This is a genomic window from Staphylococcus sp. GDX8P114P-2, assembly GCF_017892945.1.
GTDB classification, from domain to species: Bacteria; Bacillota; Bacilli; order Staphylococcales; family Staphylococcaceae; genus Staphylococcus; species Staphylococcus arlettae.
The window spans coordinates 1-738 of the sequence record NZ_JAESMB010000022.1 but is presented as its reverse complement, the minus strand read 5'-3'; the positions used below and the strand labels follow the sequence as shown (position 1 = coordinate 738).

The following is a 738-nucleotide window of genomic DNA, read 5'->3' as shown; positions in this document are numbered from 1 at the left end:
AATAATAATTAAAATACTGATAATCCACTTTTGTACAAAACTAGGGACCTTTTTACCTAATTTTAAACCTAACGGAGCGAAAATAATACTCCCTATTATTAAAAATAACGCATCTTCTAAAGGAATGTAACCTTGTATAAATTTAATGATAAAGGCGCCAATTGAAGATATAAAAGCAATTACTATACTATTAGCAACTACCGTATTCATTGGTAATTTGAATAAAACTAGCAATATAGGAATGATAATAAAAGCGCCGCCTGCTCCAACTATACCTGAAATGATACCAACGAAAAGACCCACCATAACTAATAATGGCTTGTTAAAGGAAGATTGATCTAAACTCGGTTTTATGTTAATAAACATTAAAATTAATGCGAGTAAAGCAATGATAATATATATCGTATTTACAAATGTAGCATTAAATAAATTTGCTAACAGTCCACCTAACATGCTGCCTATAATCATGCCACTACCCATGTAAAGCACTAATAGTGGCGAAAATTCTGGTTTTTTTCGCGCTTTTAATGACCCACTTAAAGTACTGAAAAAGACTTGACTGGAAGTAAGTCCTGATGCCATGTATGCACTGTACGCAGGAGCGCCAAATAGTGGTGGTAATAATAAAATAGCTGGATAAATAATGATGGCGCCACCTATACCTACTAGACCCGAAATAAAGCCTCCGAATACCCCAATAAGTAACATCATAATAATAGTTGAAATATCCATTATTTA

At 32.8% G+C, this 738-nt stretch carries 1 protein-coding gene; it reads right to left on the bottom strand.

Going from position 1 to position 738, the window contains the following annotated elements; all coding sequences use genetic code 11:
- A partial coding sequence (locus tag KA845_RS11920) for a sulfite exporter TauE/SafE family protein (protein WP_210128128.1) occupies positions 1 to 732 on the bottom strand: 732 nt, incomplete at its 3' end.
- Positions 733 to 738 lie beyond the last annotated feature (6 nt).